The 25,820-nt window shown below is 59.0% G+C and carries 19 protein-coding genes and 2 pseudogenes; 17 read left to right on the forward strand and 4 right to left on the reverse strand.

The genetic code is table 11. The annotated features are described in order from the left end of the window. The first annotated feature begins 35 nt into the window (after window positions 1-35). The 4 genes and pseudogenes from ACZ9BB_RS13255 to ACZ9BB_RS13270 all read left to right on the forward strand — a co-directional run bounded on the left by ACZ9BB_RS13255 (window position 36) and on the right by ACZ9BB_RS13270 (window position 3,665). Window positions 36-509 (forward strand): DUF6896 domain-containing protein, encoded by a 474-nt coding sequence (locus ACZ9BB_RS13255; protein WP_476214171.1) that lies wholly within the window; start codon window positions 36-38, stop codon window positions 507-509. A 125-nt stretch (window positions 510-634) separates the two neighbouring features. Next, window positions 635-1,135 (forward strand): DUF2247 family protein, encoded by a 501-nt coding sequence (locus ACZ9BB_RS13260; protein ID WP_476214172.1) that lies wholly within the window; start codon window positions 635-637, stop codon window positions 1,133-1,135. A gap of 91 nt (window positions 1,136-1,226) precedes the next feature. Further along, window positions 1,227-1,430: pseudogene (locus tag ACZ9BB_RS13265) on the forward strand (DUF6124 family protein); the annotation flags it as partial. A 366-nt stretch (window positions 1,431-1,796) separates the two neighbouring features. Continuing rightward, entirely contained in the window at window positions 1,797-3,665 is a 1,869-nt protein-coding gene (locus tag ACZ9BB_RS13270) for an ATP-binding protein (protein WP_476214173.1), read from the forward strand. A gap of 531 nt (window positions 3,666-4,196) precedes the next feature. On the opposite strand, the gene ACZ9BB_RS13275 is transcribed toward ACZ9BB_RS13270, so the two are convergent. The 4 genes and pseudogenes from ACZ9BB_RS13275 to ACZ9BB_RS13290 all read right to left on the reverse strand — a co-directional run bounded on the left by ACZ9BB_RS13275 (window position 4,197) and on the right by ACZ9BB_RS13290 (window position 10,181). Beyond that, the gene (locus ACZ9BB_RS13275; RefSeq protein ID WP_476214174.1) at window positions 4,197-5,267 is read right to left on the reverse strand and encodes a lipocalin-like domain-containing protein; all 1,071 of its coding nucleotides are present in this window, start codon (window positions 5,265-5,267) and stop codon (window positions 4,197-4,199) included. Then, window positions 5,257-7,729: pseudogene (locus tag ACZ9BB_RS13280) on the reverse strand (ABC transporter permease). Before ACZ9BB_RS13280 ends, ACZ9BB_RS13275 begins: the two are co-directional and overlap by 11 nt. 1 nt (window position 7,730) lies before the next feature. Further along, window positions 7,731-8,399: an ABC transporter ATP-binding protein gene (locus ACZ9BB_RS13285; protein ID WP_476214175.1), complete on the reverse strand. Its 669-nt coding sequence runs from the start codon at window positions 8,397-8,399 to the stop codon at window positions 7,731-7,733. An 84-nt stretch (window positions 8,400-8,483) separates the two neighbouring features. Beyond that, the gene (locus tag ACZ9BB_RS13290) at window positions 8,484-10,181 is read right to left on the reverse strand and encodes a sulfatase-like hydrolase/transferase (RefSeq protein ID WP_476214176.1); all 1,698 of its coding nucleotides are present in this window, start codon (window positions 10,179-10,181) and stop codon (window positions 8,484-8,486) included. 397 nt (window positions 10,182-10,578) lie between these two features. Here ACZ9BB_RS13290 and ACZ9BB_RS13295 point away from each other — a divergent pair, with 397 nt between their 5' ends. The 13 genes from ACZ9BB_RS13295 to ACZ9BB_RS13355 are packed head-to-tail and all read left to right on the forward strand — an operon-like array spanning window position 10,579 to window position 25,810. Then, window positions 10,579-11,931 carry a UDP-glucose dehydrogenase family protein gene (locus ACZ9BB_RS13295; RefSeq protein ID WP_476214177.1) on the forward strand — a complete coding sequence of 451 codons (1,353 nt, stop codon included), beginning with the start codon at window positions 10,579-10,581 and terminating at the stop codon, window positions 11,929-11,931. Continuing rightward, window positions 11,928-12,971, forward strand: a complete 1,044-nt coding sequence (locus ACZ9BB_RS13300; RefSeq protein WP_476214178.1) for an NAD-dependent epimerase — start codon at window positions 11,928-11,930, stop codon at window positions 12,969-12,971. The genes ACZ9BB_RS13295 and ACZ9BB_RS13300 overlap by 4 nt, the downstream gene beginning before the upstream one ends. 11 nt (window positions 12,972-12,982) lie before the next feature. Continuing rightward, the gene (locus tag ACZ9BB_RS13305; RefSeq protein ID WP_476214179.1) at window positions 12,983-13,729 is read left to right on the forward strand and encodes a sugar transferase; all 747 of its coding nucleotides are present in this window, start codon (window positions 12,983-12,985) and stop codon (window positions 13,727-13,729) included. Beyond that, on the forward strand, window positions 13,730-14,374 hold the full coding sequence (locus ACZ9BB_RS13310) for a CpsD/CapB family tyrosine-protein kinase (RefSeq protein ID WP_476214180.1): 645 nt from the start codon (window positions 13,730-13,732) through the stop codon (window positions 14,372-14,374). A 23-nt stretch (window positions 14,375-14,397) separates the two neighbouring features. Further along, window positions 14,398-15,420, forward strand: a complete 1,023-nt coding sequence (locus tag ACZ9BB_RS13315; protein WP_476214181.1) for a polysaccharide biosynthesis/export family protein — start codon at window positions 14,398-14,400, stop codon at window positions 15,418-15,420. 17 nt (window positions 15,421-15,437) lie between these two features. After that, entirely contained in the window at window positions 15,438-17,033 is a 1,596-nt protein-coding gene (locus ACZ9BB_RS13320) for a GumC family protein (protein ID WP_476214182.1), read from the forward strand. 32 nt (window positions 17,034-17,065) lie between these two features. Then, entirely contained in the window at window positions 17,066-18,121 is a 1,056-nt protein-coding gene (locus ACZ9BB_RS13325) for a glycosyltransferase family 4 protein (RefSeq protein WP_476218303.1), read from the forward strand. Next, window positions 18,118-19,485, forward strand: coding sequence for an O-antigen ligase family protein (locus ACZ9BB_RS13330; RefSeq protein ID WP_476214183.1), 1,368 nt, complete (start codon window positions 18,118-18,120; stop codon window positions 19,483-19,485). The genes ACZ9BB_RS13325 and ACZ9BB_RS13330 overlap by 4 nt, the downstream gene beginning before the upstream one ends. Next, on the forward strand, window positions 19,482-20,450 hold the full coding sequence (locus tag ACZ9BB_RS13335) for a glycosyltransferase family 2 protein (protein WP_476214184.1): 969 nt from the start codon (window positions 19,482-19,484) through the stop codon (window positions 20,448-20,450). The genes ACZ9BB_RS13330 and ACZ9BB_RS13335 overlap by 4 nt, the downstream gene beginning before the upstream one ends. Further along, window positions 20,443-21,579, forward strand: a complete 1,137-nt coding sequence (locus tag ACZ9BB_RS13340; RefSeq protein ID WP_476214185.1) for a glycosyltransferase — start codon at window positions 20,443-20,445, stop codon at window positions 21,577-21,579. The genes ACZ9BB_RS13335 and ACZ9BB_RS13340 overlap by 8 nt, the downstream gene beginning before the upstream one ends. A 12-nt stretch (window positions 21,580-21,591) precedes the next feature. Next, entirely contained in the window at window positions 21,592-22,593 is a 1,002-nt protein-coding gene (locus ACZ9BB_RS13345; protein WP_476214186.1) for a polysaccharide deacetylase family protein, read from the forward strand. Beyond that, window positions 22,590-23,894 carry a lipopolysaccharide biosynthesis protein gene (locus ACZ9BB_RS13350; protein WP_476214187.1) on the forward strand — a complete coding sequence of 435 codons (1,305 nt, stop codon included), beginning with the start codon at window positions 22,590-22,592 and terminating at the stop codon, window positions 23,892-23,894. Before ACZ9BB_RS13345 ends, ACZ9BB_RS13350 begins: the two co-directional genes overlap by 4 nt. Then, window positions 23,891-25,810, forward strand: a complete 1,920-nt coding sequence (locus ACZ9BB_RS13355) for a hypothetical protein (protein WP_476214188.1) — start codon at window positions 23,891-23,893, stop codon at window positions 25,808-25,810. Before ACZ9BB_RS13350 ends, ACZ9BB_RS13355 begins: the two co-directional genes overlap by 4 nt. Window positions 25,811-25,820: the final 10 nt, after the last annotated feature.

Raw genomic sequence — 25,820 nt, forward strand, 5'->3', positions numbered from 1 at the left:
ACAAGAAAGGCGACAGATCTATTCTCTACGCACTCATGAAAATAAATCTGTTCCTTTTGGCTGCTCCCCTTTTGGCTGAGAAGATGATTAACAAAGATCTGAAATTATTAATTTTTGATTTTTTAAGCGCCGTGGAAGCTTCACTGAAGTTGCTTGAAGACAAATTCGGCTCGAGATCACTACACCAATTATGGCATGACAATAAAATAGCTCAACGAGGAGAGATTTTTAAGGGTGTAAGCTATCAGTTACATGGGAACGGATGCATGATCGAATACCCGGAGTACTGTGTGGATTTCGATTTCGGGCCAAATGGAAGAACCGATGGATTCGACGCATGGCGCTTGTATAACTATGCATGCGAATTCCCAGAGAAACATGCAAAATACACAAACTTCGCTACAGTTGAATCAGAGTTAAACCAATACATCCAAGAAAATATGGTTAAAAAAATGGACAATTCCACCTCCAACTTATATTTTTTTACGCAATCAAAAAAGGCCAATTAACCTCACATTTAGATTTTCGCCCTTTAAAATTCAGGTTTTTTAAATTTTTAGAGAAACGGGGACAGATTTATTTTCTATGCACATGAAAATAAATCTGCTCCTTTTTTTTGCAAGCAGATACAAAAATGAAAAATTTTTCGCTTGACAGCTATTATATATACAAAAAAACTCCATGGTTAAATTGGAAAGAGCTTCTGTATGGGTTTGAGCATGGCTTTATAGATGAAAAAGGAGTATCGGAATACGCTTGTAAAACCCTAACAGAAAAATCTTCACAAGAAGCCATTGAGCTCGCCTCATTGCTACCTCAAGAAAATTATTTGGCAAACGACTTACTCCATTCATTGGCTAACAAGGACCTCTCACCAGCAACAGACACCACCAAACCTTGGATCTTTTTATTACTCTCTTTTTTATTTGAGCATCAAGAAAACTATGACGATCCGCTTGAAATAGTGGAAGAACTGTACGCAGACTTCAATTATCCAGAAGAAATTTCCTCTTTAGTTAGATACATGCCGCCCCCCGAAGGAGTCGAAGGATCCGAAGGACGGCTATTTGAAAATTGGAAAACAGCATTATCAGTTTATGAAGACTCTTTCGAACAACAGAACAGATCCATTTAGCATAAAGGGGACAGGTTTACTCTCAACGTACTCATAAAAATAAATCTATCCCATTTTGCTAGTATTTCATTAATCTGCCCCCTTTCGGTTCTACGCTTTCACCCTCCTCCCCAACATCGACACCGAAACCCTGCTAAGCCACGCCTGTGAAACCCTCGCCTCGCTCAATGTGCTGGCTACCGACTTTGCTTGTGAACTCGAAGGCTCGCACCGCAGCCTGGCGCTGTCGATTCAGCAATTGGCCGTGCTGGGTGAATTGTTGGTAAACCGGGCGCTGGACAATCTCGATCCACCCAGTGTCGATCAGCAGGGAAGGGATCGTGCAATCGATGCCGGTAATCGGCATGTGTCGAGTCATGGTTGCGAGCGCAACTTTAAATCATCAATAAAAAATGGGCGACCCAGGGTAGGATCGCCCATTTTTATATCCGAAATTTTCAATTCCGCTTCCCAGGCTTATGCACGCAGCACTTCGCAAGAGTTTGTTAAAAACTGTCTTTAAATTTCTGATCAATCCAAAAAATCGGCTCAACACCCAAAAAACTGGCTCTTCGGTCAAGTAGTTCCTCACCGCCCTCACCTCAAAACAGCGAAAACAAAACAATGGTTTTCAGCCCGCCTTCAAATTATGCTTGGGCCCACAGTATGGAGGCTGTGATTTATGTTCAAACTCAAACGGAAAACATGGATTTTTCTCTTGGCCTACACAGTAGGTGTCAGTGGCTATATCTACTACCTCTACGTCGAGACTCAAGGAATCCTCACTGACAATATTAATAACAAGCTGCTGCATGCCGCGTTGGGGGCTTCGGCCATCCTTGGCGATCGCTACCATGACAATCTGATCGACAAACAGTCGAAAACGCAAGCGCAAGACTGGGATGCCATTCAGCGGCTCTCCCGGTTCAACGAGTCCATGGGGACTGCCTTTGTCTACAGCGTGGTCAAACGCTCGGGCGAGGCTTATCTAGTCAGCTCCAGCGCCTCGAAAAAAGAGATCCTGGAGAAGAATTTCGTACGCTTTTTCGATCCCTATCCGGATGCCAGTCAGGCTTTGCTCGACAGTTTTGAGCGCACCGAGCCCACCTGGATCGACTACTCGGATCATTGGGGGGACTTTCGCGCGGTCTTCGTTCCAATGAAATCCCAGGACGGTACGATTTATGTGGCGGGTGCGGAGATGACGTTGACGGATTACTACCAGCAACTTAATCAAGACTCCCTGCACCATATCGTCCTTGCCATTCTGGTATTTCTCGCCTTCAGTCTTTTGCGCATGCGTGCGCATCTTCAGCAATTGCAAATAAATGAACAGGTATTGAATCAGGCAAAAAATGCCGCCGAGGACGCTGATCGTTCAAAAACCAGATTTTTGGCCACCATGAGTCATGAAATCCGCACGCCCATGTACGGTGTCATCGGCACCACCGAGTTGTTGGCCCGGTCTGCCCTGAATCCCGAGCAACGTAGTCTGGTAAAAACGATTCATACCAGCGGACGAACGTTGCTGTCTCTTATCGACAACGTTCTCGACCTTGCAAAAATCGAAGCCGGTAAACTTGAGTTGAAGCCTCGTGTATTCGACGTGAGAGTACTGGTTTCATCCAGTATTGAAGTGATCCGGCAAAACATTCAGGACAAGCCAATAGTCCTTGAAGCCCAGGTCTCACCGGACGTACCTCCCTGGGTCAAAACCGATAGCGATTGCCTTCGCCAGATATTGATCAACTTGTTGGGCAATGCGGTCAAATTCACCGAAGCCGGACAAGTATCACTCGTGGTCACGACTAGCGGTTACGGCCCTCAAGCCCGGCTCGATTTCTCCATTCGCGATACCGGCATAGGGATCCCCTTGGCGCGGCAAGACAGCTTATTCAAGCCCTTTACCCAGTTTAAAGGGCCGGTCAGTCAACGCTTTACCGGGAGCGGGCTCGGTCTTTCAATCTGCAAGAATCTGATCGAGGCGCAACGGGGGACTTTGTCCTTTACCAGTCAACCTGGTGTCGGGTCGACGTTCTCCTTCTCACTCCCGATGGAGCTTTTTTCAGTCTCGGAAATACCCCTCGGGGACGATCCGGCATCCGTTGATTTCGACTCATCTTTTGCCGAGGATTACCCGCTTGATATCTTGCTGGTGGAGAACCATCCCATCAGTCAGAAAGTTGCCCTGGCGATGTTACAGGCGTTGGGTTATACACCCGCCCTTGCGTCAGATGGTCTGGAGGCGGTCAATGAGTGCATGACGTCGACTCCAGATATCATTTTTATGGATATCAATATGCCTGTTATGGATGGGCTAGCGGCCATGCGTAAGATTCGCACACTACCGCTAGGCGATACTTGCTACATCGTTGCGTTTACCGCGAGCGCTTTTTCAAGCGAGATAGAGCGTTTCAGGGCCGCCGGAGCCAATGACATTTTAACCAAACCGGCGAACTTCAAGGCCTTGACCGGAGTGCTTCAACGAGCAGCCAATTATCGGCAACAGCTCCAGGCCAGCATTCGGGTAGAGGATGCAATTTCAAGTTGACGCCAGAATCTGGCTATTGGTGGCGTAGACCGTATCCTGACCCGGATCGGCTCCATCCTCCAATAAAAATGGGCGACCCCAGGGTCGCCCATTCTTATATCCGAAACTTTTAAACAGCACCTCCCAAAGAAGGTGTTCGCCCAGTGTAATGGCCTGGCAATCCATGCACCGGTAAAGAGCCCTGACACCGGGCGAACGGGGAAGATTTTAATAGAAAATGGCCGATATGTCCTCGTGTATAAACATGAAATTTATGCACGTAATATCTCGTAAGGGTTTGGTTACAAACCCACTACAAATCTCTGAAACTCACCGGTTCGACCATTAAAATTGATTGTTCTTATACAAGTATTTGCACAAGAACGATCAATACGTACAAGTAATGATCAGTTTGGGTATTAACAGGTTTCTGAGCACATCGGTATCGGTCACCACAACGCTCTGCTCTACGTTCGGATCTTTCATTTTCCCTGGACATGGACCAGGAGCTTTCCCTCAGGCTTCAGGATCGTCGGCGCCGAGAGTTCCGGCTCAGTAGCCGGTCATCTCCAGATAGCCCTGCCCGCCATGGCTGCCGCTCAGTCGCACCGGCCCTTCCCAATAGGGAATGCGCAAGTCCATCCAGGCCTTGGGGTTGAGGGCACCGATGGTGATATCGAGGTGTTTGGCGGGAATCTTGATCGACCAGCTCACAGGCATCGAACGGCCAGCCACATTGGCCTTCTCCTGAGGAGTGAGGCTGATGTCGTCGGCGTGCAGTAACTGCGTCTGCCCTTGGGCGTCGATCCAGGTGCCGGTGAGGTATGACGCGCCGTCCTTTTGCCGCATGCGGTAGAGCATGACCTGTTCGCCGCTGTCCAGGTGCAGGGAGAACCAGTCCCAACCGGTCTGGTTGGCGGTCAGCGGTTGGCTGCTCCACTCGCGGTCGAGCCAGGCCGGGCCGCTGACGGTGTAGGTTTTGCCGTCGATTTCCAGGGTGCCGCTGGCCTGGAAAAACGGTTGGCTGTAGTAATACGAAGCCTGGCCTTGTTCGGATTTCTGGCTGAAGCCTTTGTCGCCCTGAAGCACCAATGGCCTCGTAGAAGTCAGTCGCAACTGATAGCTGAAAGCCTTGTCGCGGGCGCTGAGTTGCAGGTCCGACAGGGCATCGGCATCGGAAGCCTGGCTGCTGAAACGCCAGTCGTCGATCCATGCATTGAACGGCGTCAGGCTCACTCCGGCCTGGCCGACGCCGCCTCGGGCGTAGCGTTCGGCGGCATGGTGCGCGGTGGCGGAAGTCACGGCCGCATGGCCCAGCCAGATCGTCTGATTGCTCCAGCCGGGTTGCTCGGGGGACGCTTTCAAGGCGCTGCGAAACAGCGTCCATTGCGCGCCGAATTCCTGGCCCTGATCGTCTTTGAGGTTGGCGGTGACGTACCACCATTCGATGCGAAAGCCATCGTGGGGGCCGTGGTCCGCCGGGAAATTGAAAACTCGCCCGGGCATCACCGGGGTAAATGCGGCGGCCTGATGGCCGAGGCCGGCGAAGCCTTTTTCCGGCGCAGGGGTGTTGTCGCAGCCGCTCAGCAGCACCAGTAGCAACACACCGACTTTAATCTTCATGAGCAAACGTCCTCAGCAGATCCGCCGGTTGCGTGCGATACAGCGCGTACAACGGCCACGCCGACGCGAGCAACGTGGCGAGCAAGGCCAGGCCCATCAACTGCAACAGTTGCAGTGGAAATACCTGTAACGGCAAGCGCCAGCCGAAGGCCTGAACGTTGATCACCGTGTCCAGGCACCACGCCAATGCGATGCCCAACGGCAACGCCAGCACCAGGGTCAGCAGCGCCAACAACCAGGTTTGCCCGAGGTTCAGCAGCATCAGTTGTCGACGCGTCACGCCCAGCGCCCACAACGGCGCGAGTTGCCCCAGGCGGCTCTGGCTCTGGGTCAGCAGGCTGATGAACAGCGCCACGCCCGCGACGCAAAGCGTCAGGCTGTTGAGTGCGGCGGTGGCGGCGAAGGTGCGTTCGAACACTTGCGTGGACCAGCCCTTGAGGCGGGCCTGATCGACGATGCGGCTGTCGTCCAGGGCGAAGCGTGCTTGCAGCGCGGTCAGGAACCCGGGGATAGACGCCGGGTCGATGCGCAGATTGAAACGGCTGGGCGTCAGCTGCGGCCAGCCGCGCAGCAGGTGATTGATGTTGACCAGCAGATGGCCCTTGGGATTGCCGTAGTCGGCGTAGATCCCGACGATCCGTGGCGACCATGGCCCATTCGGCGTGGGGATCGTCAGGTGATCACCCAGGCGTACTTTCAACCGTCGGGCCAATTGTTCGCTGACCATCAGCGCGTCGTCCTTGGCCAGTCGCTCCCAAGGGTCATCGCCCAAGGCTTCGAGCAGCGGCCAGTGTTGGCGATAGGTCGGGTGATCGATCACGCCATAGACGTCCGCCGGCCAGCCCTGCAACTGAATCGACACCTGCCAGTTCGGTAGCACCGCGCTGACGTGGGGTTGTTGTTTGAGCCAGGTGTGCAGCTCCCGGGCCTGGGCGGGATTTTGCGGATTGAGGTACAGCTCGGCGGTCAGGCGTTGTTCCAGCCAGTTGCTGAAGGTCTGGCGGAAACCGGCGGTCATGCTGCCGGCGCCGATGTTCGCCGCCAGCGCCAACAACAGCGCCATCAAGGCCAGGCTCAGGGCCGGCAGTTGCTGGCGGCAGTCGGCGACAAACCATTGGCCGAGTACCGAACGACTGCGCCGTAGCCCACGGTCGAGCACAGTATTCAACACCACTGGCAAGGCCAGCGCGGCGCCGATCAACACCGCGGCCATCAGCACGAAACCGCTGCTAAGGCTGTCGCCAAGGGTCAGTGCCAACAACGCGATCACCGCCGCCATCGCCGCGACCCAACCCTGGTGCCGCAACCAGCGCGCATGGGCCTGATGCCAGGCTTGTGGATTGGCCAGCGCCAGCAACGGCAAACGTGCCGCCCGCAGCAAACTGTTGGTGCCGGCCAGCAAGGCGCCAAACAGGCTCAGGCCAATACCGCTGAGCCACCACAGCGGGCTGAGGCTCAACTGCCCCGGCACTTCGGCGCCGTACAGCCCGCGCAGGCTGGCGGCTACATCCGGCAATAGCACGCCGGCCAGCAGGTAGCCGCTGACGACGCCGGCAAGACCACCGATCAGCGCCAGCCCACCCAGTTCAACGGCGAGGCAGGCAATCAGCATCCGCGCGCTGACGCCACAGGCGCGCAGGATTCTGAGCAAACCTCGGCGTTGCTCCAGCGCCAGGCCGATCGCCGCGTGAACGATGAACAGGCCGACGACGAACGACAGAAAGCCCAAGGCATCGAGGTTCAGGTGAAAGCTCTCGGTCAGGCGCGCGAGATTGTTTTCTTCGCCGCTGCTTTTGAACTGGAGTTGGCCCTTGAGCTCATCCGGCAGGGTCCCGACGAAATCCTTGGGCAGCAGCAGGCGCGACAGTTGATCGGGCAACTGCAAAATCTGCTGGGCGAAGCCGATGTCCACCAGCAACACACCGGGGGCCATGTCGGGTTGGCCACGCAATGGCGGCAGGCTGATTCCGCTCTGGGCCACTGGTGTGTCACCTTCGTGCAGGCTCAATGTCTGTAGGGTCTGCGGAGCAATCCAGGTGCTGCCCGGCGGGGGTGAAAAACTCGACGACTTGCTCGATCGCCAACGACCGCCCGGCTACTGCGGAGCCGCTGGGCAGTGACACCGGCTCAATGCCCATCAACTGCAAGCGTTGGTCTTCATGGCCCTTGAGCGTCACTCGGCCTTGCAACACGGGCGATACCGGCCAGCCCGCACGACGCAGCTCGACAAACACTTGCTGAGAAAACACCCCGCCGCCGGGCGCACTGAGGCTGGCCTGAGGTTCGCCACCGATCAACTGACTGGCCCGGGCGTAGCTTTCTCGCGCCTGGCTGTTCAGCGCTTGCACGCCGGTCAGCAGGCTGGTGGCGAGCCAGAGCCCGGTCAGCACACTGAAAAATTGCACCGGGTGCTGGCGCCAATGGCTGAGCAGCGCCCGCAAGGTCTCGCGAAAAACCCGCACTTCAGCGCTCGTCCACGCCAGCCAGGCGGCCACCGTGCAGCACCACTTTTTCTGCCAGCCGTGCAGCGACCCGTGGGCTGTGGGTGACCATCAACAAGGTTGTCGGGCTGTCGTCGAGCAGCTCCAGCAACAACTTCAACACCTCATCGCTGGTGGCTTCATCGAGGCTGCCGGTGGGCTCGTCAGCCAACAGCAGTTTCGGTTGCGAGGCCAGGGCGCGACCCAGGGCGACCCGTTGCTGTTGCCCGCCGGACAGCTGTTCCGGATAGCGCCGCAGCAGTTCCCCCAACCCCAGGCGTTGCACCAGATGCGCCTGCCAGCGCGGATCGTGGCGCCCGGCCAGACGCGCCTGAAACGCCAGATTATCCTCGACGCGCAAACTGCCGATCAGGTTGAACTGCTGAAACACCAGCCCGATTTCGCTGCGCCGCCAGTTTGCCAATTGGCTTTCGGTCATGTGTTCCAGCCGATGTTCGCCACTGCGAATGCTGCCGCGATCGACCTTGTCCAGCCCGGCGATCAGGTGCAGCAAGGTGCTCTTGCCACTGCCCGATTCGCCCATCAGCGCCAGGCTGCTGCCGGGTTTCAAGGTGAGGTCGACGCCTTGCAGCACGGGCAGTGGGCCTTGGGGGGTGGCGTAGCTTTTGAAGACGCCCTGGACCGAAAGCATGAGGGGAGACTCGATGAAGGCAGTGGGCCTAGGATAGCGGACGGCAGGTAGACCGCGAAGAGGCCCGTTCAATCACTCAAAATCTCACTGCCCCACCGCCACACTCGGCACCACCTGCCCCGGCGTCACAATGCTTTTCAGCTCAATGTACTTCCACGCCGGCACAGCGCCGAGCCGTGCATTGAAGCGATAGTTGAAGGTGAAATCATCCGCGGTCGACACGCTTAACGGTTTGCCATACACCGCCTCGACCCCCGCCAGGTCGTAGCCCATCAACTGCAGCAACGTCGGGAAGATGTTGTAGTGACTGGAGCGATCCTTGTTGGCCGGCAATTGCGCCTGCCAGTCCAGAGTCTTCAAATCGCTGCCCTGGATCACCACCAACGGCACCAGCCCCTCCTCCTCCACCGGATCACTGCCGCAGTGCGTGTTGAGCCCCGGGTTACCCCGTTCATGCAAATCCTGCCCATGGTCCGAGGTGTAGATCAGCAACGCATTGCGTAAATCCGCCTGGGCGAAAACCCGCGCGAAGAACTCACCGACATTCCACAGCACAGTATTTTTGTAGGCATTGCGGTACAGCATCCAATCATCTGGCTGACCGTTGAAACCATCGCGTTTACCGGTGTCCGCCACCTCGACAAACTGCCCCCGAGGCAAGGTCGGGCGGTAAGCCATAAACGCATCCGGATACTTGTCGTGCACTGGAAAATGCGCGCCGACCTTGTTGATCACCACCAACTCCGGCGTGCCGTCGTTGAGCAGATCGATCAGCTTGGCCGCTGCGGCCATGTCGCGGTCGCGCACGCTGGTCTGGTCGAATTGCACGAACTCGTCGATGTCCTTTTTCTCGGCGGCATTCATCAGGTTTTGCAAGTTGCCGCCGGTGCGCTGGGCGTCGATGTAAACCGTGCGCAGCCCGGCCTTTTTCGCGTACTGCCAGATCGACGGCAGCGTGCTGTTGATCCGCATGTAGTCGGCGCGGGTGCCGCCATAGCGCAGGGTGACATTGGTGTCGGCGCTGCAATTGGCGATGGATGCCGCGTAGCCGTAATTGAAAATGTCCACGCCGGCGTGCGGTTCCTTGAGGTTGCTGTGCACACCGAATGGCGTGTTGATGTCCAGGTAGTTGCCGGAAATGCTCTCGTCAATGATCAGCACAATGTCGTGACCCACCGGCCGATCGATGCGCGCCAGGCTTACGGGTTCGCGCGGGCCGACGGTGTTGTGCAGCGCTTCGTAGGTAAACAGATTCAAATAGGCCAACGGCGTGTACATGATCGGCAAGCCACGGGCGCCCTCGCCGGCCCGCACGAACAGCACGACACTGAGCAGCAGCACCCCGAGCACCGGCGCCGCCACCAACAGCGCGCCCGGCAATGGCAGCCGTCGACGCGGCTTGAGCCCGATCCCGAACAGCAGCAACAAACCACTGACCACCCCGCTGATGAGCGCATCGCGGTACTGGTACGCCGCTTCCTGAATGAACCCGCCGGAATACACCAGTGACACAAAGCTGCTGTAAGTCAGGTAACTGGCGGTCACGTGCGTATAAACGTCAAAGAAAACCGCCGAGCCAAACATCGCAAACGCGAACAGATGACGGATCAGCGTCTGGCGAATATACGCCGTCATGAACAGCGCGATCGTCAGCGCCACGAACATCCCACCATACAGCAACATCGGGAAACCGATGCCCAACGCGTCGAGACGGTCGAGGTAATAGTCGTAGCTTTTGAGTAAATACAGAACCAGCAACAGTTCCTTGAGGTATCGGATCATGGCGGTGCAGTACCTCCATGGCTGCCATTAGCCAATGGAAACCAATGATTATCAGCCATTTTCTGACACTAGCACCGAGCCATGAAAGCGCAAGAAATGCCGGTTTTCTGCCAAAAGCGTCAATAAAATGTTGCCTCAAATCTGACACGCTAAAGTGCCTGTAACCCTTGTAATACAAGCCTTGCGACCGTTTATCGCTTTCTTGAAAGCCTCCGCCAGCCCTAAAAACCACGACAAATCCAGCCACGGCAAGCACTTGATAGCAAATAGCCCGTGAAATCAGGGTTTTCAGCCCGCGCTATCCGTCATTTTGCTGACACGCTTTCCCACGGCTGGGCTATACCCCTTTTGACAGTCTCATTTCAGTTACATCCACCGTCTTACGAGGCACGCCGGTATGGACGTGAGCGTATTTGGTACGGGTTACGTCGGCCTGATACAAGCCGCGGCATTGGCCGATGTCGGACATCGCGTGATGTGCGTCGATATCGACCCCAACAAGATCAGGCAACTGCAGCAAGCCGTTCCTCCGATCAGCGAACCGGGACTGTCAAGCGCACTGGAAGACAATATCAAGGCCGGCCGATTGCTCTTCAGCACGCAGGCCAGCGATGCGGTCGAGCATGCCGAGCTGATTTTCATCGCGGTGGGTACTCCCGCCGATGAGGACGGTTCCGCCGACCTCAGCCATGTATTGAACGTAGCCCGGCAGATCGCCGGTTTAATGCAGACCGATCGCACCCTGATCATCAAGTCCACCGTGCCGGTGGGCACCGCGGATCAAGTGGCGAACGCCGCCAACGAAGAACTACGACGCCGTGGCAAAGGTGCGTTGAAGGTGCGGGTGGTGTCCAACCCGGAGTTTCTCAAGGAAGGCAGTGCCCTGGCCGATTGCATGCGCCCGGACCGGATCATCGTCGGCACCCATGACGATGAGGCGCGCGTCCAAATGAGCGAACTCTACGCACCGTTCTGCCGCAACCGTGAAAAACTCATGTTCATGGACAACCGCAGCGCCGAGCTGACCAAGTACGCGGCCAATGCGATGCTCGCCACCCGCATCAGTTTCATGAACGAACTGGCCAACCTCACCGAGTTGCTGGGGGCTGACATCGAAGCGGTGCGCAAAGGCATCGGCTCGGACCCGCGTATCGGTTACCACTTCATCTACCCCGGCTGCGGCTTCGGCGGCTCGTGCTTTCCCAAAGACTTGCGCGCCCTGCTGCACACCGCCGAACACCACGGCATGCCATTGCGCCTGCTGCGCAGCGTCACAGAAGTTAACGACAGCCAACGGCACATTCTCTTCAGCAAACTGAAGGCGCAATTCCCCGATGGACTGGCCGGCAAGTCCATCGCTATCTGGGGCCTGGCCTTCAAGCCCAATACCGATGACATGCGCGAAGCCCCCAGCCGTTATCTGATGGAGGCACTGTGGGCCGAAGGCGCGAGCGTGCAGGCTTACGACCCGGAAGCCATGTCCGAATGTCGGCGCGTCTACGGCTACCGCGATAACCTGCACCTGTGCGCCACCCGCGACGACACGCTGGAAGATGCCGACGCGCTGGTGATCTGCACCGAGTGGAAAAACTTTCGGGTGGTCGATTTCGACCTGCTGGCGAAAAAACTGCGGGCGCGGGTGATCGTCGATGGACGCAACCTCTACAACCCGCAGCACGTGGCGGCGGCCGGTTTGAACTACAGCAGCATCGGGCTTCGGCACATCACTCCCGAGGCGTCCCGGCCATGAAGATACTCGTCACTGGAGCCGCCGGTTTCATTGGCGCCCATTGCGTGTTGCGGCTATTGCGCGACGGGCATCAGGTGTGCGGGCTGGACAACTTCAACGACTACTACGACCCGCAACTCAAACACGATCGCGTGGATTGGGTGCGCGAGCAAGTAGGCGATTTCCCGCTCGCGAAAGTCGATCTGGCCGATGCCCAGGCCCTCGACGCACTGTTTGTTTGCGAACAGCCAGAGGTGGTGATTCACCTCGCGGCCCAGGCCGGGGTGCGCTACTCCCTGGAAAATCCCCGGGCTTATCTCGACAGCAATCTGAACGGTTTCCTGAACATCCTCGAAAACTGCCGCCATTACCCGGTCAAGCACTTGATCTATGCCTCGTCCAGTTCGGTGTACGGCGCCAACCAACACACACCTTATTCGGTCAAGGATGGCGCCGACCATCCGTTGTCGCTGTATGCCGCGACCAAAAAAGCCAATGAGCTGATGGCCCACAGCTACAGCCATCTGTTCGGCATTCCCTGCACCGGCTTGCGTTTTTTCACCGTGTACGGACCTTGGGGCCGGCCCGACATGTCGCCGATCCGGTTCGCCCGGGCGATAGCCGAAGGGCAGCCGCTGAAGCTGTTCAACTACGGCCGGCATCAGCGGGACTTCACTTACATCGACGACATCATCGAGAGCATCGCCCGCCTGATCGAATGCGCGCCCCAACCAACACCAGACTGGAACCGCGAGCAACCGGACCCGGCCAGCAGCATGGCGCCGTGGTGCCTCTACAACATTGGCGGACAACAGCCGGTGGCGCTCAAGGATTACCTGGCGCTGCTGGAAAAACACCTCGGCCAAAAAGCCCTCGTCGAGTTGCTGCCCCTGCAACCGGGCGACGTGCTCAACACCTGCGCCGATGCCAGCGATCTGGCACAGGCCATCGGTTTCCAGCCACGGATCGAGCTGGATGAAGGACTCGGGCGATTCATCGCCTGGTTCCGTGACTACTACCCACTGCGTAGTGCCCACTCGCCACTTATGGCCGGGCTTTAGCGGAGGACTCTATGACTGGACATGAAAAAGGCATGTTGCTCGATCACATGCAGCGTGACAACCGCCTGGATCCCGAGCACCGAATGCGCCTCGACAAGGCGATCCACGTGCAGGGTCACGGCTGGGTGACCGGGCGCAACGGTGGCCGGCCCTGGACCCTGTCGCGCACCAATCGGGTGGTCGCCTGCCTCGGTGCACTGGTGATTTTGCTGTTGATCTCCCCAGTGCTGCTGGGCCTGGCACTGGCGATCAAGTTCAGCAGCCCGGGGCCGGTGCTGTTCGTGCAACGACGCACCGGCTACCGCGGCCGCATGTTCGGCATGTACAAGTTCCGCACCATGGTGGCCAACGCCGAGGAGCTCAAGGAGTCCCTGCGGCATCTGAACAAACACGGCGCCGACGCCATCGACTTCAAGATCGACGACGACCCGCGGATTACCCCCATCGGCAGCTTCCTGCGGCGCAGCAGCCTCGATGAGTTACCGAACCTGATCAATGTGGTGAGCGGCGACATGCGCCTGGTAGGTCCACGACCAACCTCGTTCAACGCCCGTCGCTATAAGGACAGCCACCTTGCACGCCTGAGCATCTACCCCGGCATGACCGGCCTGTGGCAGATCTCCGGGCGCAGCAATATCGACTTCGACCAGCGCGTTGAGTTGGACCTCACGTACATCGCCGAGCAGAGCCTGTTGCTTGATCTGAAGATTCTGTTGAAAACCCCCTTCATCGTATTCAACGGCCACGGAGCGAGTTAAATGGACGGTTCATCGAATAAAAGCCTGACCATCGCCAGCCCGAGCGAGTCCAACCTGACCTCGACCGTGCTCGACCTGGATCTGCGGATCCTTTTCCTGACCTCCGCCAACATCGGGGCCGGCACCACCACCAGCGCCCTGGCGCTGGCCAGCCAATTGGCCTCGATGAGCAGCGGCCAGGTGCTGCTGGTGGACGCCAGCCAGGCGGCGGACAACCTCACGCAGCAGTTGGGGCTGACCAAAGAGCGCGGCTTTCGCGACCTGCTGTTCAACGACTCCCCACCGCTGTTGCAGGACTGTCTGGTGACCGTCTCCAGCCTGCCCTTCCACATCCTGCCGAACGGGCGGCACATCCGCGGCGCCGAGCACCTGACCACTGAACAGCTGGACCCATTGCTCACGCAACTGGGCGAACGGTATCGCTTCGTGGTGATCGACGGCGACGCGGTGTATTCGGCCGCCGACACCCTGGTCATCAGCACCCTGGCGGACGGCGTGATCATGGTGCTGCGCGCCGAAGACACGCGCTGGGAAGTCGCTCAAGCCGCGATCCAGCGCCTGACCCAGGCCGGCGCGAATCTGGTGGGCAGCGTCCTCAACCGGCGCAAGTACTACATGCCCAGATGGCTCTACAAAAACCTGTAAGCAACCGCAGAAAGGATGACGCCATGAACGCCAAAATGCTTGTCCTGCTGTTGCTGCCGCTTGCAGGCTGCTCCAGCACCAGTGAAACCCAGAATATGCCGGTGCAAATCCTCACGGCCGAGCCGGCCAACGCCCAGGCCACCGACATGCCCAAGGTCGAACAGACCTTGCGGCCCAAGGACGTGCTGGACGTGATCTTCCACGTCAGCACCAGTGGCTCGCAGGCTTACCGCATTCAGCCCGGTGACCAGGTCGCGCTGAACTTCACCGCGGCCAGCCAGCTCAACGGCACGCAACTGGTGCTGCCCGACGGCACCATCGAACTGCCGGGGGCCAATACCGCGGTGAAAATCGGCGGGCTGACGTCGGTCGAAGCGCGGGAAGAAATCCAGCGTGCCTATAACCGCAAAGCCCTGTTCCAGCCCAATCGCAACCAGCTGACCGTGCTCGTCACCAGCCCGCTGAGCGGTGAGCAGAACCTCAAGAGCGCCCTGAACCACCCCGCTACCGGCATGAGCCGGGAGATCACCGTGGGCAATGACGGCTATGCCAGTTTCCCGGAAATCGGCTCCGTGCCGCTGCAAGGCATGACCGTCAACCAACTGGAAACTTTCCTCAATCAACGCTACGCGCAATTACCGGGGCGGATGACGGTCGACGTCATGCTCAAATCCACCTCGGGCAACGAAATCTATGTGCTGGGTGAGGTCGCGCAACCGGGTTCCTACCCGATCCGCCGGCCGGTCTCGGTGCTCGAAGCGTTGACCCTGGCCCGAGGCACCAACGTCAAGGCCCGGCTCGATTCGGTAGTGATCATGCGTCGCACCGGCAACCAGGTGCAGGCCGTGCACTACGACGTGGAAAAAGCCTTGTCCGGTGACGCGTCGCAGATTGCTTACCTGCAACCGGACGACATGCTCTACGTGCCCAAGACCAAACTGGCCAGCGCCGGTGAGCTCGCGCGGCAACTGGCGGACGTGGTGTTGTTCCAGGGGGTCGGTTTCACCTTCGGCTACCGCGTCGACAATAAAGGCAGTAACAACTAACTCTCAGGTGACCGACTATGAACCCGAAGGAAAACTACCTGCATGAGTTCTTCAGGATCTTTTTCGCCAACAAACAATTGGTGAAGCGAATCTTCCTGATTTTTGCAGTGATTGCCCTGATCCTGCCGTTGATGCTCAAACAGAGCTTCGATATCACCGCACAGGTGATCGTGCAGTCCAAAAAACTCTCACAGGGAGACGCCACCACATCCCTGACCCAAGGGGACGCCTCGTTCATTCCGCCATCACTGGCAGACATGGAAACCGAGAGCAATATCCTGCGTTCGCCAGCGCTGATCCGGCAGACCATCAGCGATCTGATGGCCAAGGGCGAGTACACGCCCAATACCAGCCTCCTCAGCAAACTGGTGACCGAACCGCTACAGAGTTTCGTGACCAACCCCTTGCGCGAATACGTGATCAATCCGGTGCGCGACGCGTTCGGGCTTGAGACCGACCCGGTCCGCAATACTGATCTGGATGTCTTCACCCAACAGGCCGTCGAAGACCTGAAAATCGATACCCTGCCAGGTTCCAACGTGATTTCCATTGTCTACAGCTTTGGCGATCCGGCCCAGGGCACCCGGTTTGTCGCGCAGCTCCTGGAAAACTACCTGGTCAACCGTCAGGAACTGCAATCGATCGACCTGCCGCAGAGTTTCTACGAAACCAAGAAGAAGCAATATCAGGTGCGTCTCGATGGCCTGGAAGGCACTCGACTGGCATTGCTTGAAAAGATCGGCGCGTCCGATCCGAAGGAGGAAATTACCTTCCGCCTCAACGCCATCAACACCGAAGAACAGGCCCTGAGCCTGTATCAGGATCGCCTGCTGCAAAGCCAGCGCTGGCTCGACTACCTGAAAAGCGCCCTGACCGTTGCCTCCAATACGTCTCGGCTCAACGACTACACCTTCCCCTTCACCTTCACCACCACGGTGGACAACATTGCCTTCGAAGACCGGGAGATCAGGCAGCTCGGTGAGCAACTGACCACTCAAGTCAGCCGCTACATGAACGACCTGGCGGTCTTCCAGCCGGGCAGTGAACCGATGCTGTTGACCCGCGAGCAAATTTCCCGCACCCGTCAGCAGTTCCTGAAAATCGTCAGCAACCGGATTCAGGAGCGCACCAGCGACCTGGCGATTGTCACCTCGGTGATCAACCAGAAAACCGCGCGCATCGCCGAGTTCAAGAACCGTATCCACCAGTTGCAAGTGGCCCAGAGCAAGCTGCAGCAGATGGACACCGAGATCAATGCCTTGCACGCGGCGTTCTCTACCTACGCCCAGCGCTTTGCCGAAAGCAGCACCGCCCGCTCGCTGGACAACGACATGTCCAACGCTCGGGTACTCAGCCCACCGTACGAACCGACCGAGGCGGCGTTTCCCAAACCGCTGCTGATCATTCCGTTCGGGATGCTGACCGGTCTGCTGCTGGCGATTGCCTTCGTCTACGTGCGTGAGTTCTTCGATCACCGCTTCAAACATCCAGCGCAAATCACCCATGAATTGGGCTTGCCGGTGCTGTTGGTGATTAACGATCAAGATGCCCTGCCAAACAACCCGCACAAGAACTGGACCGTGCCTAGCTTCGTGTATTGGGTGCGCCATTGAACGGGCCGCTCAGCGCCAGCGCGCTGCCGATCATGCATTTGATCAGCAGCGGCGGCTTTTATGGCGCTGAGCGGATGTTGCTGGACCATTGCCTGGCGACGCAGGGGCAACACCAGGTGGTGTTTCTCGATGCGCCGCCAGCACTGATCGCGAGGTTTCGCGGGGCCGGGATCGACTGCCGTGGCTGCTCGGGATTCAGGGAACTGCTGCGTCATTTGCGTCAGCGGCGGGCTGAACGGCCGCTGATCAATACGCACAATTTCAAGGGGCTGTTATTTGGCTGGATGGGCGCAACGTTGTTGGATTTGCCGCTGGTCATTACCCAGCACGGTTTCACGCCGCGCAGTCGCAAGCAACGTTTCTATGCCTGGCTAAGCCTGCAACTGTGTCGCACCGCGTCGGTAAACCGGGTGGTTTGCGTCGCTGAAAGCATCGCCGCGCTGCACCGCAAGGCCAGTGTCCGGACGGAGAAACTGCAAGTGATTCCCAATGGTTTGCCCAAAGCCTGCGAGCTGCAGCCCCACAATGCCAGACACCAGCGCTGGCTGGCGGGTTACGTCGGACGGCTGAGCAGCGAAAAAGGCCCGGACCTGTTTCTCGATGTCCTGATTCCGCTCTGTCAGCAACACCCGCAACTGGACGCCGTGATGCTCGGCGACGGCCCGGAACGCGAAATCCTGCAGGCACGGGTTACCACTGCCGGCTTGCACCAACGCATTACCTTGCCGGGTTACCAGACCGACATGAACCGTTGGTGGCCGCAACTCGATGCGCTGGTAATCAGCTCGCGCACCGAGGGCACACCGATGATTTTGCTGGAAGCGATGCAGGCCGGGGTGCCGGTGGTGGCGTTCAGCGTCGGCGGCATTCCCGATGTGCTGGAGAACCGGCACAACGGCCTGCTGGCGCCCCCCACCGACAGCGCCGCCCTCGCCCGGCAGATCGACACGCTGCTGCGTGAGCCGGCACTGGCTCGCGAATTGATCGACAACGCAAAACGTACGCAATTGGACCGTTACGACCTGAAGGCTTTGGCTGAACGCTGGTCGCAGCTTTATATCCGTACTGCACGGGAGGCACGCGCGTGATCTTTCCGCTCTCGATCGTCAGTCTGTTCGCCCTGGTCTGTCTCGGTTTACTGGCCAGCCCTTACCCGTATCTGGCGCCAGGCGCGGTGCTGGGCCTGGTGGCCATCGGGGTGTTGTACCGAAAACCCGCCTGGGGTTTGTTGGGTATCGCGGCGCTGGTGCCGTTCGAAGGTTTCTTCAAGGGCAATGCAGTGTCGGGCACCAAACTTATCGGTGCGTCACTGGCACTGATCCTGATGTTGCAACTGGCCATCCACCAGATTCCGTCCGAGCGCCTGCGCAGCAACATCTGGCGCTACCTGATCGGGTTCACGGTGTTGTACCTGTTGAGCATGATCAACACCGACAACCTGGACATGTCCCAGAGTCACCTGCGGGACATGAGTGTCGGCCTGGTGCTGTTTGTGATCACCTTGCTGATCGGCCGTGACTTGAACCTCGATCTGTTCGCCCGGCTGGTGACCCTCAGCGTCACCGCGACCAGCGTGCTGGCCATGTTCTCCACCAAGTATCAGGACCAGGGCCGCGCCGCCGGGCTGCTGGAAGACGCGAACTCGTTTGCCCTGCTGATCGCCTTCGCCGTACCGTTGGCCCTGCTGCTGGTGATCCGCGGCCCGAACCTGTTGCACCGATTGTTCTGGGGCGGCTGCTGTATTTTGCTGCTGGGCGGCATGACCAAAACCGATTCCCGTTCCGGGCTGGTGGTCCTGTTCCTGAGCTTGATGATCGGCGCCTGGCACTACCGCGCGCAGTTGCCACGCATCCGGCCACGCCACTTGGGTTTTGCCATGCTCGGCCTTGCGATCGTGATCCCGGTGGCGACTTATTCGATGCCGGCTGGTTACCTCAAGCGCATCCAGTCCTTGAGCGTCTTGAAAGAAGGCGCCAAAAGCCAGGACGAATCCCTCGGCCGTCGCGCGTCATACCTTGTGGTCGGCAGCCAGATCATTCGCGAACACCCGTTACTCGGTTCCGGCCCCGGCACCTTCCCGCTGCACTACGCCACCTCCGGTTACGCCAAGGTGTTTTCCGCCAACCGCAAACCCGGCGACTTGTACCGTCGCGCTCACAACACGTACATGGAAATCTTCAGTGAACTGGGGATTCCCGCCGGGCTGTTGTTCGTCGGCATGCTGGGCCTGGGGATGTACAACCTGGTCCGCGCCCGTCAAGCCTGGATGCTGCGACGAAATTGGGAACAGGCCGACCTGATCACCCACCTGGGCATAAGTTATCTGTCGTTGACACTGTTTTTGATGTTCCTCAGCGCACCGAATCACAAGTACCTGTGGATCATGCTCGCCCTGACCTGGGTGTTGCGTCTGAAGGCTGAAGAATGTCCGCCGACGGAGGCCAGGGCATGAGCCGCATCAGCCTCGTCGTCCCGATGTACAACGAAGCCCGGCACATCGGCCGCACGTTGTTCGCCGCGAAAAAAGCCGTCGAGGCCGCCGGGCTGGAAGGCGAGCTGATTGTGGTCGATAACGGCTCCGACGATCAGGGCCCGCACATCGCTCGCCAGCTCGGTGCGCAGGTGCTGGTGCTGCCTGGCCTGTCGATCGGCGCCCTGCGCAATCGCGGCGCGGCGATGGCGACGGGGGAATGGTTGAGCTTCATCGATGCCGATATCGAGATGCCCGAGGACTGGCTCACGCTGTTGTTGAGCATCCAACCCGCGGTTCAGGTCGACGTCCTGGGACTGGACCTGCACACCCCGGCCGAAGCCCCGTGGTATGCCAATGCCTGGCAACGCCGCACGTTGCGCCCGAACGATGAAACGGTGAAAACAGTGCGATGGCTGCCCAGTTCCAACCTGTTGATGCGTCGTCCATGGTTCGACAAGGTCGGCGGCTTCAACGAAAACCTGCGCACCGGCGAAGACAAAGATTTCACCATGCGCCTTTCCCACTCTGGCGCACGCCTGCTGTCCGTCAACCAGAGCGTTGCCCTGCATTGGGGTTACGAGAGCAGTTGGCGCGAATGGATGGGCAAGGAGTTCTGGCGTCAGGGCAGTCACCTGCAATTACTGCGCAGCCACGGCATGAATCTGCGTTTACTGCGTTTCCCGATGCTGTCGATCATCGCCTGGGTGTTGGATTTCATGGCGCTATCCGCCCTGCTCAACGGTTCCCCCCGACTGGCGCTATTCATGCTGTTCGTCACCAGCCTGCCAGCACTCGCCCAGAGCCTGCGGCAAAGCCTGAAACACCGTGACCTACGCCTGACGCTGCAACTCTGGGGCCTGCACTGGGTACGCCTGCACCTGGCCGGTGCCGCGCTCATCCTGAGCCTTGGTCATTGGAATGCCAGGAGGCCCGCCCGTGGCTGAGCTCATATTCTGGCTGTGCCTGCTATTGCCGGTGTATGCCTATCTTGGCTACCCGCTGCTGCTGACGCTGCTCGCGCCGTTGTTTCCCGTGCGGCGTCATGGGCCAGCACAACCGATGAACGTGAGCATCATCATCGCCGCACACAACGAAGCCCAGTACATCGAAGAGAAACTGCACATCCTGCTCGCCCAGGATTATCAGGCGCGCTCGCTGCAGATCATCCTGGCCAGCGACGGCTCCACCGACGACACCGTGGCCCGCGCGCACACGGTGATCGACCCGCGCATCAGCGTGCTCGACCTGCCCCGTCTGGGCAAGGCCGCCACGTTGAATACCGGCGTCGCCCTGAGTACCGGCGAGATTCTGGTGTTCACCGATGCCGACAACCAATGGTCGACCGACACCCTCGGCCAGTTGCTCGCACCCCTGGCCGATCCAGAAGTCGGGGTCTGCGCCGGGCACATGCTGATTCCGGTGACGGGCAAGGGCCTGAGCCTGGGCGATAGCCTTTATCGGCACTACGAAGGCTGGCTGCGCGAAGTGGAAAATCGCACCGGCTGCATGGTCTCCGCCGACGGCGCCCTGCTCGCCTTGCGTCGCGAGCTGTTCCAGCACGTGCCGGCAGAGGTCAACGATGATTTCTTTATCAGCACCTGCGCACCGGTGGCCTTTAAACGCATCGTCTATGTGCCCGGAGCCCGGGTGATCGACCGCGGCGTCGATGAGATCCACAAACAATGGCGGCGGCGTCAGCGTGTCACCGTCGGCGGCCTGCAAAGCCTGGCCCAGCGCCGGGAACTGCTGAACCCTTGGCGCCATGGCCTGTATGCGATTGCGCTGATCAGCCACAAGCTGATTCGACGCCTGGCACCGGTTGTGTTGCTGCCGTTGTTGCTGACCAATTTCTGGCTGTGGAATGTCCATGGCTTTTATCGCCTGAGCCTGATCGCGCAACTGCTTGGTTACGCGGTGGCCATCGCCGGCCTGCTGGATGTGCAACACCGTTTGCCCAAACCCTTTCGCCTCGCCGCATTTCTTCTGGTGACCCTTGCCGGGATGAGTATCGGTGTGTGGCAGTTCCTGCGTGGACAGCGGTACGCGCAGTGGAACCCCGAGCAAAATCGTTGATAGGACCGCGCCATGGCGATCAGACAATTATTAAAACGCACCAGTGGCTGGCTTTATCTCAACTCGCCGGTAGGTCGTCATCAATTGCACGGCGCCGGGGTGATCCTGATGCTGCACCGGGTGCTGGCCAACGACCGTGCCGCCGACCTGCCCCATCGCAATGAACTGTGTGTGGGGCCGAAGGCCTTCGAACATTTGCTGGGTTGGTTGAAAAAGTATTTCGAGTGCGTGCCGCTGATGGAAATCCTGCAACCCGGCACACCGAGATCGGAGCGCCCCAAAATTGCGCTGACCTTCGACGACGGCTGGCGCGACAACGCACTGAATGCCTTCCCGTTGCTGAAGAAGTATCAGGTACCGGCGAGCATATTTCTCTCCACCGATTTTATCGGCAGCCGACAACGCTTCTGGTGGGAAAGCCTGGGTGAAACCCTGTGGCGCAGCCACGGTGAAAAAGCCCGGGTGCATTTGATTGAATGCCTGCAACAGATCGGGCGACCGTTACCGGTGCTGCTTGATGATCTGGATGTGCAGCGCCGTAGCCTGGCGCTTTTGCACTTTCTGCAAAGCCTGAAAACCCTGCCGCCGAGCGAACTGTATCGGCTCACCGATCAATGCCCTGAAGAGTCGTTGCCCCAGGCCCTGGACTGGCATCAAGTGCGTGCCCTGGAGGCCAGCGGGTTGATCCGCTTCGGCCCTCATGGCGCCAGCCACACAATCCTCACCGGCCTCGACGATCAACGCCTGGATGAAGAACTGAGCCGCAGTCGCACTGCCCTGCAAAACGGATGCAACCGGCCGCTGCCGGTCTACTGCTACCCCAATGGCAACCATGATGCGCGGGTGCGCGAACACGTGGCCGACCACGACTTCCCGTTTGCACTGGGCACCGTCGCCGGGATTTATCGGGGCATCAGCGACCCATTGGCCTTGCCGCGGATCGGCATCAGCCAGCGCACGGCGCGCAATCCGGAGTTGTTGTCCTGGCGTATCTACCGCGGGGCCAGGCCATGAGTCGCAATCATTACCTCAAACACCTGGCCCTGAGCATGGGCACCAAACTGGCGATGATCGCCCTGCGGCTGCTGCGCAATGTGTTGCTGGCGCGAATTCTGGGCCCCAGCGAGCGCGGCTTGTTTGCGCTGCTCAGCACCCTGCCCGATCTGATCAGCGCGGCCACCAGCGGCGGGTTGAATTCGGCGGTGGGTTATCAGGCGGCCAAGCAACGCCCCATGGGATTGTTGCTGAGTCAGGTGCTGGTGTTCGGTTGCCTACTGGCGGGCCTGCTGACATTACTGGTGGTGGCGCTGGTGCGCGAGTTCGGCAGTGAACTCGACGTCACCATACAACTGGGGTTGCTCGCCTGGCTGTTGCTGCTGGCGGTGCCGCTGACCGTACTCAAGAGCGGTCTTTTGACCTTACACAATGCGTCGGGCGCCGTGGGGGCGTTCAATGCCTTGCGGCTGACGGAATCCCTGGCGCCACTGCTGCTGTTTCTGGCCTTGTTCTGGATGTGGAAAGACGCCGCACTGGAGGCTGCGCTGATCAGTTGGCTGGCGGGTATCAGCCTGGTGGTGCTGGCCGGTTGGTTGTGGCTCAAACGCGCTCAGCCCTTGAACTTGCAATGGGACCGCGCCAGCCAGAACGAACTGTTGCGCTACAGCGCCCGTAGCCATCCGGACTTGCTGTTCCAGCAAGTGATTCTGCGCTCCGATTACCTGTTCATCGGCGCCCTGCTCGGCAGCACCGCGCTGGGTCATTACGCCATGGCCAGCGCCGCCGCCGAATTGCTGTTGATCGTCCCGGAGGCGGTGACCACACCGCTGATGAAACGCCTGCTGCAACAGGACGAAGGCATGGAACGCCTGACCCCGTTGGCCCTGCGCCTGACCGCCACGGTGATGCTCGGTGCCTGCCTGACCATGGCAGTGATCGGTGAATGGCTGATCGTGACGCTGTTCGGCATGGCCTATCAGCCAGCCTACCCGGCCTTGCTGGCGCTGTTGCCGGGGCTGTTCGGTCTTTGCTATGCGAGCATCCTGCGCCTGGACTTGCTGGGCAAGAATCGCCCCGGCACGATCTCACTGTTGATGGGGCTCGGCGCGTTACTGAACCTGGCCCTGAACCTGCTGCTGATCCCGCTTTATGGCATCGTCGGCGCCGCGACGGCATCGTCCATCGCCTACCTGGCAGTGACCCTCGCGTTACTGGTTTTATACTGCCGGTTGAGTGGCGTACCGGCCTGGCAAACCCTGATCATCCTGCCCAGCGATGTGGCACCGATGCTTCAGATGCTGCAACGGAAATCGGCATGAAACGCCTCATGCTGCTGTTGAGCCTGGGCTTCGCATTGAGCGCCCAGGCGGCGCCCATGCGCTGGGCTGATATTCGCGACGCCAGCCTGTACCTGCAAACGGATCGCCCCGACACACTGACCATCCGCTGGGTGGCGGCGTGGCAGGCCGACGCCAATGAAGAACACCTGTACTTGCTCGACGGCAACGGCAACCTGAAAGGTGAGCGCCTGATCGCCGCCAGTGAAACCCGAGGCACGCAGAGCTGGCCGTTGGCGCCGAGTGCCGCCAGTTATCGACTGGAGATTCCGGGCTACAGCTTCCGCCGCTACACAGTCGAACACGACGAACATACCGTGGCGTTGTTCTCTCCGGCCAAGGTGCATTTCAGCGCCGAAACCCGCGGCGGCGATGAACTGTATTTCAAGGTTGCAGCGGGGGAACACGCGGTGCTGGCCGGCAAGTTTCACGGTGGCGTCAGCGCCCTGCTGGCCCAGCGCGTGGGCGATAACCAACAAGTATCCCTGGCACTGAAACCCTATCGCGGCTATTGGCAGTTCGATCAGGTGGCATTGCCCGTCACTTCGGATGAACAGATCTGGCGCCTGCGCCTGCAAGGCAGCGGCAAGGTGGCGTTCTGGCTCGATGGTACGGCGAACCTGTTCGCGCAGAATCCGCAGCAACTCAAACCATTGCGCGAGGGCGATGGCCAGACCCGGCTGACCCTGCACAAAGAGCTGCTCGGCCCAACCCCGAACCTGGGTATTTACTTGCCCTACGTGCTGCCACCGCAATCCAGTTTCGCAGCGCTCGACGCCCTCAAGCCCCAGGCGGGCACCTATTACAGTTTTGTCGACGTCACCGCGCAAAATCCGCATCACGAAGATGCGTTCCGGCAGCTCTATCAGAACCGCTTCGGCATCACGCAGGACATCACCCTGTTGGCTGGCAGCCAACGCCAGGCCGATCTGCGGGCCGATCCCCTGAGCAACGCCGGCCTCGATGCCTGGCTCGCCGCGACCCGTGCCTTGGGTGGCAAAGGGACGCACTACATCGCGTTCGCCGATGAGCCGAATCTTAACTACCCGAGCTACGCCAACTACCAGGCGATCTTCAACAGCATGGCCCGGCAGGTGCGCAGCAATCCCGCCAATGCCGAGGCCGGCGTGCGCATCGCCATGCCCGCCAGTTCACGCTTCGTCAACGGCCCGTTCGCCGACAATGCCATCGACAAGCGCGGTATCGACTGGGCACGGCGCCTGTTGGCCGAATCCGGCGAGCAGATCGACGCCCTCGCCTGGCATGAATGGATGATTCGCGATCTGCTGGCAACCCGGACTTATCGCGACAGCGTGCGCCGCGCCGCCGAACTGGTAGGTCTCGATGCCCATGGCCGGCCACGCAAGGCCTTGCTGCTGGACCAGACCAACCTGTCCAGCGGTTCAAGCCTGAGCCCCTATGATCAGGAAACCCATTTCACCTCGCTGTGGTGGGCCTCGGTGGTCATCAACTCGGCGCAGGACGGGTTGCTGGACATGCTCAACTGGTTCCAGGCCGCCGACGAACCGACCTACCCCAAAGGCATGGTGCGAGTACTTGGCGGTGATCGTTTCGAACTCAAACCGGTGGGCCTGGCCCAGCAATTCATCCAGCAGCACTGGCTGAAAAACGTCATGCGCCTGGACAACGACGCCTTCGAAGTCGACGTGCTGGCCATGGCCACCGAGCGCCAGCGCAGTCTGCTGGGTGTCAACAAGAGCACGCGCTTGCAGCGTGTCGATCTGGCTGGGGCGACATGCCCGCTGGCCCAGGGAACGCTGGTGTATTTCGGTGCCGACAGCCGCAGTCGCAGCGCTCAATTCAATTGTCACGATGGTCGCGTGAGCTTCGATTTGCCGGGCGAAACCTTATTCGCCTTGAGCTGGAGCGCCTCATGAACGTCCATGA

The sequence above is a fragment of the Pseudomonas sp. TE3552 genome (genome assembly GCF_056278945.1).

Coding starts and splice junctions, on each gene's coding strand:
- ACZ9BB_RS13255 (WP_476214171.1), top strand. CDS start 36: ATGAAAATAAATCTGTTCCTTTTGGCTGCTCCCCTTTTGGCTGAGAAG.
- ACZ9BB_RS13260 (WP_476214172.1), top strand. CDS start 635: ATGAAAAATTTTTCGCTTGACAGCTATTATATATACAAAAAAACTCCA.
- ACZ9BB_RS13270 (WP_476214173.1), top strand. CDS start 1,797: ATGTTCAAACTCAAACGGAAAACATGGATTTTTCTCTTGGCCTACACA.
- ACZ9BB_RS13275 (WP_476214174.1), bottom strand. CDS start 5,267: ATGAAGATTAAAGTCGGTGTGTTGCTACTGGTGCTGCTGAGCGGCTGC.
- ACZ9BB_RS13285 (WP_476214175.1), bottom strand. CDS start 8,399: ATGCTTTCGGTCCAGGGCGTCTTCAAAAGCTACGCCACCCCCCAAGGC.
- ACZ9BB_RS13290 (WP_476214176.1), bottom strand. CDS start 10,181: ATGATCCGATACCTCAAGGAACTGTTGCTGGTTCTGTATTTACTCAAA.
- ACZ9BB_RS13295 (WP_476214177.1), top strand. CDS start 10,579: ATGGACGTGAGCGTATTTGGTACGGGTTACGTCGGCCTGATACAAGCC.
- ACZ9BB_RS13300 (WP_476214178.1), top strand. CDS start 11,928: ATGAAGATACTCGTCACTGGAGCCGCCGGTTTCATTGGCGCCCATTGC.
- ACZ9BB_RS13305 (WP_476214179.1), top strand. CDS start 12,983: ATGACTGGACATGAAAAAGGCATGTTGCTCGATCACATGCAGCGTGAC.
- ACZ9BB_RS13310 (WP_476214180.1), top strand. CDS start 13,730: ATGGACGGTTCATCGAATAAAAGCCTGACCATCGCCAGCCCGAGCGAG.
- ACZ9BB_RS13315 (WP_476214181.1), top strand. CDS start 14,398: ATGAACGCCAAAATGCTTGTCCTGCTGTTGCTGCCGCTTGCAGGCTGC.
- ACZ9BB_RS13320 (WP_476214182.1), top strand. CDS start 15,438: ATGAACCCGAAGGAAAACTACCTGCATGAGTTCTTCAGGATCTTTTTC.
- ACZ9BB_RS13325 (WP_476218303.1), top strand. CDS start 17,066: ATGCATTTGATCAGCAGCGGCGGCTTTTATGGCGCTGAGCGGATGTTG.
- ACZ9BB_RS13335 (WP_476214184.1), top strand. CDS start 19,482: ATGAGCCGCATCAGCCTCGTCGTCCCGATGTACAACGAAGCCCGGCAC.
- ACZ9BB_RS13345 (WP_476214186.1), top strand. CDS start 21,592: ATGGCGATCAGACAATTATTAAAACGCACCAGTGGCTGGCTTTATCTC.
- ACZ9BB_RS13350 (WP_476214187.1), top strand. CDS start 22,590: ATGAGTCGCAATCATTACCTCAAACACCTGGCCCTGAGCATGGGCACC.
- ACZ9BB_RS13355 (WP_476214188.1), top strand. CDS start 23,891: ATGAAACGCCTCATGCTGCTGTTGAGCCTGGGCTTCGCATTGAGCGCC.